Genomic DNA, 7,323 nt, shown 5'->3' on the forward strand with positions numbered 1-7,323 from the left:
TTACATATTATGATCTTTTTTTTAAATAGTTTTTCCAATAATCTAAATTATTTTCATCCAATGCAAGTACAAAAATATTATGTTTCTTAGCTTCTTTAATTAATACTTCCTCATTAAGAATTATAGTAAACTTAGCATCAATAACTATCCCTGCCAAATTAGCTTTTACAACTTGCTGGATAGTTTTTTCACCTATTGCCGGTAAATCTACTTTAATACTTTGTTCCGGTTTTTTGGTTTTAATTAATAGAGCTTTAGGACCATCCTTATAAATTAAATCCTTTACCCTGCTTATTAAATTAGCCGTTCCTTCTTTTGCCTCAACTGCTATTACTGTATTCTGTTGCATAATTAATGATTGCCCGATATCAAATTTACCAAGCTCTTTAGATATTTCATAACCTCTTATAATATCACTAAAATATTCATAATCTGGTTCAATCTCGGTTATAAATCCTTCCTTCGCTAGAATTTCCTCACTAATCTCATGAGGAGCAATCACTAAAAATCCATGTTGTTGTAAAACCTGAATAAGGAGTGTTAATAAACTATTATCTCCCTGCATTTCCTTATAAAAAGTTTTGATAATATCTCTAGTTAAAGCATCAGGCTTTCTAAGTGAAAACAAAGATGGTCTGTGTACTGTACCGGCAAAAACTATATTTTTATATTTTAATTCTTTAAGTTTATTAAATAAAAACTCTGTCTGCCCTAAATAAAACCAAAAATGATTATATTTATTAATCAAAGATTGTTCTGATTGCCCCTTAATACCAACTACGACAAACTCAATCTTTTTAGCTATACAAGACTCAATAATAATCTTAGGTAAAGAACCCGAACCACAAATAATTGCTATTTTCTTTAACATATCTTACCTTTATGAAGAACACATAGAGTTAAACATTAGTTTAAAAAAATTATATATAAAAATCAACAAACCTATTCATTAATTTAAGAAGTATGTTTATTACGATAATTCACATATAAACTACGTTTATTACGAGTTGAGATAAAATTAATAAGCAGTTGTATTAATTTAAGCTTAGTATTCATAGTTTGTTTTAGTTTTTCTATATTATTATCCAAAATATCGTCCTTATTAAACAAGATGTCATATGCCTTTTTTACCGCATAAATTTCTTCTTTACTAAACCCGTTTCTTTTTAAACCTACTATATTAATGCCGTTAATTTCACCTTCTTCTCTAACTCCTGAAAATAATGCAAAAGGTAATAAATCTAAAACAATACCGGACATCCCTCCAACAAAGGAAAAATCACCTATTTTACAAAATTGGTGAACCGCACTTCCTCCGCCTATTATTACATGATTACCAATTATAACATGCCCTGCCAATAAAACATTATTTGCTATTACATTCTTATTCCCAATACTACAGTCATGTGCCACATGTGAACCCACCATTAATAAGTTATTGTCTCCAATTTGAGTAAGTTTATTACCATCATTGGTCCCTTTATGAATTGTTACATGCTCTCTAATTTTATTTCTTTTTCCAATAATTACTTTACTATCTTCATTGTTGTATTTTAAATCCTGAGGATCTAATCCTATTGTAGTAAAAGGAAATACAAAAGTTTCTTCATCAATTAAAGTATCACCTTCAACTACAATATGTGAGTGTAAAACTACTTTTTCTTTTAATATAACCTTAGATCCTACCACACAATACGGACCAATTACTACTCCTTCTGCAATAGTAGCCTTAGGATCTACTATTGCCGTTGGATGTATATTATTTAACATTAATTGTTATCCTTATAAAGAATTTATGTTTTCACACCACTCATAGCAGTTAATTTTGCTTGGCAAACTAACTTATCATCTACTGAGGCTGTACCTTGTAATTTAGAAATCTTATCACGCATAGTTATTAATTCTACTTTTATGATTAAAGTATCCCCAGGTGTTACCGGCTTCCTAAATTTACAATCATCTATAGCCATAAAAAATACAGGTGCTTCACTATTTTTTATTCCTTTAGAGATTGAATATAATATGGCACAAGCCTGTGCCATAGCCTCTATAATTAATACTCCTGGCATAATAGGTTGTTTAGGGAAATGTCCTTGAAAAAACTCTTCATTTGCAGTAACATTTTTTAATGCAATTAAATATTTTTCTTCTTTTTCTTTTATACTATAATCTATTACCCTATCTATTAATAAGAAAGGATAGCGATGTGGAAGATATTCTTTTATCTCTTCAATTGTGATAATTTTATGTTCTTTTTTCTCCATTTTTAATCTCTCTTTTTTAATAATCTATTGAATAAAGCCTGTAGCTTCCAAAATTCTCTAAAATTTCTTGCTGGTATCCCCATTAAAATTTCTTTCTTATCAATACTAAAAGCTATTCCTGACATAGGAGCAACTTGCGTACCATCTGTGATACTAATATGTGGGACAACTCCTACCTTACCACCAAGACCAACATAATTACCTATAACAGCACTCCCGGCTATCCCAACTTGTGCTGCTAAAAAACAATGTTTTCCTATTTTAACATTGTGAGCAATCTGTACTAAATTATCAATCTTAGTACCATCTCCAATTTCAGTATTCTCAAGTGCTCCCCTATCTATACAAGTATTACTTCCTATTTCTACGTTATCACCAATAATTACTCCCCCGATTTGTGGTACTTTAAGATGACCGTCTAAATGAAAAGCAAATCCAAAACCATCCTGTCCTATTCTTACACCATCATGAATAATACAGTTACTTCCTATTATTGCATATTTAATTGAAACACTAGAGTAAATTATAGTATTGCTGGCAATTTTTACATTTTCATAAATTATAGTATTAGGATATATTACTACGTTATCTCCTATCTCTACATTATCTCCTATAACTACATTTTCTTTAATATGTACATTTTTTCCTAATTTAGCAAGTTTACTAATATTCGCTTTTTCTGAAATATAAGCAATCTCTGTATTATGATAAGGATAGTATATAGTGAGAAGTTGTGCCAAAGCAATATATGGGCTTTTTACTACTAATAACACCAAGTGTTCTGGGGCATCTTTGGTGTATTCTTGAGATATAAAACAAAACCCAGCTTTAGTTTTTAAGAAATCATCTTTATATAGATGATTTCCTAAAAAACTTATCTCCGTACTTTTAGCAGAAGCAAGAGTAGCAATACCTTCTATTTCTATTGTTTCTAAAGCAGTATCTAAAATATTTCTCCCTACTAAGACAGCTTCGGTAAGTTTGATAACTTCTTTTAGTGTAAGTTTTTTTATGGGAGAAAAAAAATTTTTAGTTTGCATAAAAACCTTATTCCGGTTTCTTAACTTGTACTTTAGTTAATTTTGCATTAAGTTGTTTTAAAATAGCCTCAGATATATCTCTTTCACTACTAGAATATACTAAAGCACTAGAATGATAAACCATCTCATATTCTTTTTCTTTAATTATTTTTTGAACTATTTTAATAATTTCTTTTTGAATAACTCCTACAGCTTCCTGACCTACTCTTTCAAAACTAGCTTGCCTTTCTTGGGTTTTTTTCTGAAAAGCAGCAACTTTATTTTCAAAACTAGTTTTTTCTTTTTCTAATTCATTTCTTGATAAATCATTTTGTTTAGCAATTAATTCTTGTTCTACTTTTTTAAGACTATCTTGATCCAACTTTACTTTTTTTTCTAACTCAGTTCTAAATTTTTGTAGTTGATTTTGCACATTAGTAAAAGCTTTTGACTGTTGTAAAACATATGGAATATTAGCTACAGCGTAATTTTCTACTGCCTTTACTGATAATACCCCACTAAGTAAAAATATTGCTACTAATAATTGTATTTTTTTCATGTTTTTTTATCCTTTTTTATAATCTAGTTCCAAAATTAATTAAAAATACTTGTGTTTCATCACCTGATTTTTCAACCACAGGCCAACCCCAATCAAGACCTATATTCCCAAAAGGAGAACGCCAAGCAATTCCAAATCCTGCAGAAACTCTTATACTTTTGAAGTCTATCACATTATCCCTTGAAAAGTCAAGCCCGCTGGTATTCCCAAAATCTGAGAATAAGTGAAATAATAAGCCATAATTAGGTACACCAGGTACTGGAATATCTATTTGAGCACTACCTCTATATAAATATTTACCTCCTAAAGAATCTTTAGTGCCTAAATCTTTTGGTCCAACACCAGCCCATTCAAATCCCCGTAATAAATAACTACCCAAGAAATATCTATCTAAAATACCTGGGCTTTGCCCATTTAATCCTTCAATTATTCCAAAGTTACCAGCTAGAGAAAATACTGTTCCCTCATAAATTTCATAATACCAATCAACTTTTAACTCATTACTAATAAAATTTACATCTCCGAATACTCCTGCAAAGGTTGTATCTAGATTTATACTATAGCCTGCCGTCGTATAATAATTATTATCCTTATAATTAAAAATAATATTATGTGAAATCTTAGAACTAACCTTGCTACCAGCTTCTAATTGAATATATGATGAGGCACCGAATTTAATATTATAGATGTTACGTTGTGATAATTCATAGGTAAACCCCTGACGTATTCTCTCAGCCAATGAATAACTCATTGATAATCTTATCCCTTGGGAAGTAGAATCATAAGAACTTTCCATTTGTGAATTACTATCACTTCTAAAAAGTACTACACTACCGTATAAATCCCTATCAAAAAGATAAGGTTCTCCTAAAGAAATACTATAGCTACGTATCTTTTTAGAGAAATAAGCGTTAATACCGAATTGCTTCCCGGTTCCAAAGAGATTTTGCTCAGAATAGGAGCCTTCTAAACTAAATCCGTTGATAGTAGAATAACCACCCCCTGCTGATATTGAACCTGTAGATTGTTCTTCTACATTAATATCTAGATTTACAGTATCTTTACTATCTCCGGTGGTTACATTAATATCTGCTATTGAAAAATAACCTAATCCATAAATTCTATTACGAGAACGAGTTAATTTTTCCTGATCAAAGGAATCTCCCTCTGCAAATCTTACCTCTCTCCTAATTACCTTATCTAGGGTTCTGGTATTTCCTAAAATATTTATTTTGTTAATAAATAACTTTTCAGTTTCCTGAATTGAAAAAACAATATCTACGGTTTTAGTTAAATCATTATAAATAGGATAAAAATTAACTTGTATAAACTGATATTCTAAGCCATTTAGAATAGAATTAATAAGTTCGGCATTCATTAATAGTTCACTTTGCTTAAACCAAGTTCCCTTTTTTATGGTTAGTGCTTCTTTTAATATATACTCATATTGAGTAATTCCTGCTATTTTGATATTAAAAATAATATCCCCATATTTATACCGTACACCTTCATCAATATTATAAATAACTTTAAATCCTAAAGAATTTTTTAAAATTTCCGTGGTAGAAGAAAGTACTGTAAAATTAGGATATCCTTGTTCTAAATAGTAGTTCTTTAAAATTTCCCCATCATAAGCTATCCTTTCAGGATCGTAAGTATCATTAGAATTAAAAAATCTCCACCATCTATCTTCCTTAGTTAAAATAATACCCTTTAATAGTTGTGAACTCATTGATTTATTACCAACAAAATCTATATTTAAGATACTACTTTTTATTCCTTCGGTTATCTCAAAAATTAAATCTACGGTATTATAGTCTTGCTCTACAATTTTAGGCGTAACTACCACCAACAAATAACCTTTTCTTTTATAAAGATTAATCATTCTTTGAATATCAAAAGATACTTTACTAACAGACATAGCAGTTCTTTTAGCAGACATAAGTTCTTTTTCTAGGATTGTGGTTTTAATTTCTTTATTACCCTCAAAATAAATATTATTAATAACCGCATTTTCTTTTATTTCTATAGTTAGGGCCGTATTATCAAAATCAACCTTTATATTAGAAAACAAACCCGTTTGATACAAACGCTTCACAGCATTAGCAATTAACTCTTGGCTGTACACAGTTCCTTCTTGTATAGCAAGTATAGCTTTTATATAATCTTGATTCGTTCTCATCTCCCCTGTTATAAGTATTTTTTTTATAGGAGCAGCATAACTCAGCATACATAAGTTTAACAAAAAAAATATAGGGATGATAAAAAGTTTTATAATCTTCAATTGTTTTCTCTCAATTACTTAGTAAAAATTGTAAAAATATCTTTAAAGCTAATAAAAATTATTAGCATCATTAATATTAAAAAACCTACCCTAATCATATTACTCTGTAGTTTAGGATTAATAGGTTTACGGGTTAGCATTTGAATAAGATACATTAACAAATAACTCCCATCTAAAGACGGGATAGGAAGTAGATTTAGTATAGCCAAATTAATAGATAATGCTCCTACAAAAAATAACCATGATAAGATACCTGTTTTTAATATATCACCTGAGATTTGTGCTATCTTAACAGGACCACCAATCTCTTCAGCAGAAATATTGCCGGTAAATAATTTCTTTAATCCGCCCATTATAGCTATAATTATTTTGTTATTAGTATTTATTGCATAAACGATACTATCAATAAAAGATAATGTTTTATATATTATTTTGTCTGTATTTGCCTGCAATCCTAAAAACCCTATTTTCATACCCTCAAGAGTTTTTTCCATAGTTTTAACATTAAAAGTAAGTATAGTATCATTTCTTTTTACTTGTATATTGATAAGTGTATTAGGTTTATCAATAATCAATTCTCTCACTTCATTAAAATATTCAATCTTTTTCCCATCAATAGCAGTAATAATATCACCTGATTTTATTTTATTGTATAAAGGAGAATCTTGAGTAACTTCTTTAACCTCAGGACTAACATAGGAAAAACTAGAAAATAATCCTATAAAAAAGAAAACTACAAATGCTAATATTATGTTAAACAGAGGTCCTGCAAGTACTATTAAAAATTTCTGCCACAGAGCTTTATTATGAAAAGATTCCTCACTAAAATCATCTTTTGCTTTTTCAGCTTCTATCATTTCTCCTTGCATTTTTACATACCCACCAAAGGGAATAGGAGCTATTTTAAATCTGGTTCCGCTTTTATCGGTAAAGCCCCAAATCTCTTTACCAAAACCAATAGAAAAAGCAATAATTTGTACTCCGCACAGCTTGGCTACTATATAATGACCGAGTTCATGAAAAAATACTAATATAGAAATTAATATAAAAAACCCTAAAATATAATTAAAAAAGAAACTTAAAAATTCCATATTATACCTGTAATCTATTAATATAGTTATTAGCAGTTTTTTTGCTAATAACATCTAAGATCGGAAGAGCGGTTCAGCAGGAATGCCGAGACCGATCTCGTATGCC

The 7,323-nt window shown here is 29.4% G+C and carries 7 protein-coding genes; all 7 read right to left on the minus strand.

Translation table 11 applies throughout. From position 1 onward, the window contains the following. Nucleotides 1–7: 7 nt before the first annotated feature. The gene (locus ACQCX0_RS04480) at nt 8–871 is read right to left on the minus strand and encodes an LpxI family protein (RefSeq protein ID WP_462562978.1); all 864 of its coding nucleotides are present in this window, start codon (nt 869–871) and stop codon (nt 8–10) included. Between the two features lie 83 nt (nt 872–954). Further along, nucleotides 955–1,770: an acyl-ACP--UDP-N-acetylglucosamine O-acyltransferase gene (lpxA, locus tag ACQCX0_RS04485; RefSeq protein WP_462562979.1), complete on the minus strand. Its 816-nt coding sequence runs from the start codon at nt 1,768–1,770 to the stop codon at nt 955–957. Between the two features lie 23 nt (nt 1,771–1,793). Then, nucleotides 1,794–2,264 carry a 3-hydroxyacyl-ACP dehydratase FabZ gene (fabZ, locus tag ACQCX0_RS04490; protein WP_462562980.1) on the minus strand — a complete coding sequence of 157 codons (471 nt, stop codon included), beginning with the start codon at nt 2,262–2,264 and terminating at the stop codon, nt 1,794–1,796. 2 nt (nt 2,265–2,266) lie between these two features. Beyond that, on the minus strand, nt 2,267–3,304 hold the full coding sequence (lpxD, locus tag ACQCX0_RS04495; RefSeq protein ID WP_462562981.1) for a UDP-3-O-(3-hydroxymyristoyl)glucosamine N-acyltransferase: 1,038 nt from the start codon (nt 3,302–3,304) through the stop codon (nt 2,267–2,269). Between the two features lie 7 nt (nt 3,305–3,311). Further along, on the minus strand, nt 3,312–3,842 hold the full coding sequence (locus tag ACQCX0_RS04500; protein ID WP_462562982.1) for an OmpH/Skp family outer membrane protein: 531 nt from the start codon (nt 3,840–3,842) through the stop codon (nt 3,312–3,314). A 16-nt stretch (nt 3,843–3,858) separates the two neighbouring features. After that, nucleotides 3,859–6,072 (minus strand): outer membrane protein assembly factor BamA, encoded by a 2,214-nt coding sequence (bamA, locus tag ACQCX0_RS04505; RefSeq protein WP_462562984.1) that lies wholly within the window; start codon nt 6,070–6,072, stop codon nt 3,859–3,861. A 68-nt stretch (nt 6,073–6,140) separates the two neighbouring features. Beyond that, a complete protein-coding gene (gene rseP, locus ACQCX0_RS04510) occupies nt 6,141–7,217 on the minus strand; it encodes an RIP metalloprotease RseP (RefSeq protein ID WP_462562983.1) in 1,077 nt (358 codons plus the stop codon). Between the last annotated feature and the right edge of the window lie 106 nt (nt 7,218–7,323).

The organism is Candidatus Hepatincolaceae symbiont of Strigamia maritima, from assembly GCF_055505085.1.

Coding starts and splice junctions, on each gene's coding strand:
- lpxA (WP_462562979.1), bottom strand. CDS start 1,770: ATGTTAAATAATATACATCCAACGGCAATAGTAGATCCTAAGGCTACT.
- lpxD (WP_462562981.1), bottom strand. CDS start 3,304: ATGCAAACTAAAAATTTTTTTTCTCCCATAAAAAAACTTACACTAAAA.
- bamA (WP_462562984.1), bottom strand. CDS start 6,072: ATGCTGAGTTATGCTGCTCCTATAAAAAAAATACTTATAACAGGGGAG.
- fabZ (WP_462562980.1), bottom strand. CDS start 2,264: ATGGAGAAAAAAGAACATAAAATTATCACAATTGAAGAGATAAAAGAA.
- rseP (WP_462562983.1), bottom strand. CDS start 7,217: ATGGAATTTTTAAGTTTCTTTTTTAATTATATTTTAGGGTTTTTTATA.
- ACQCX0_RS04500 (WP_462562982.1), bottom strand. CDS start 3,842: ATGAAAAAAATACAATTATTAGTAGCAATATTTTTACTTAGTGGGGTA.
- ACQCX0_RS04480 (WP_462562978.1), bottom strand. CDS start 871: ATGTTAAAGAAAATAGCAATTATTTGTGGTTCGGGTTCTTTACCTAAG.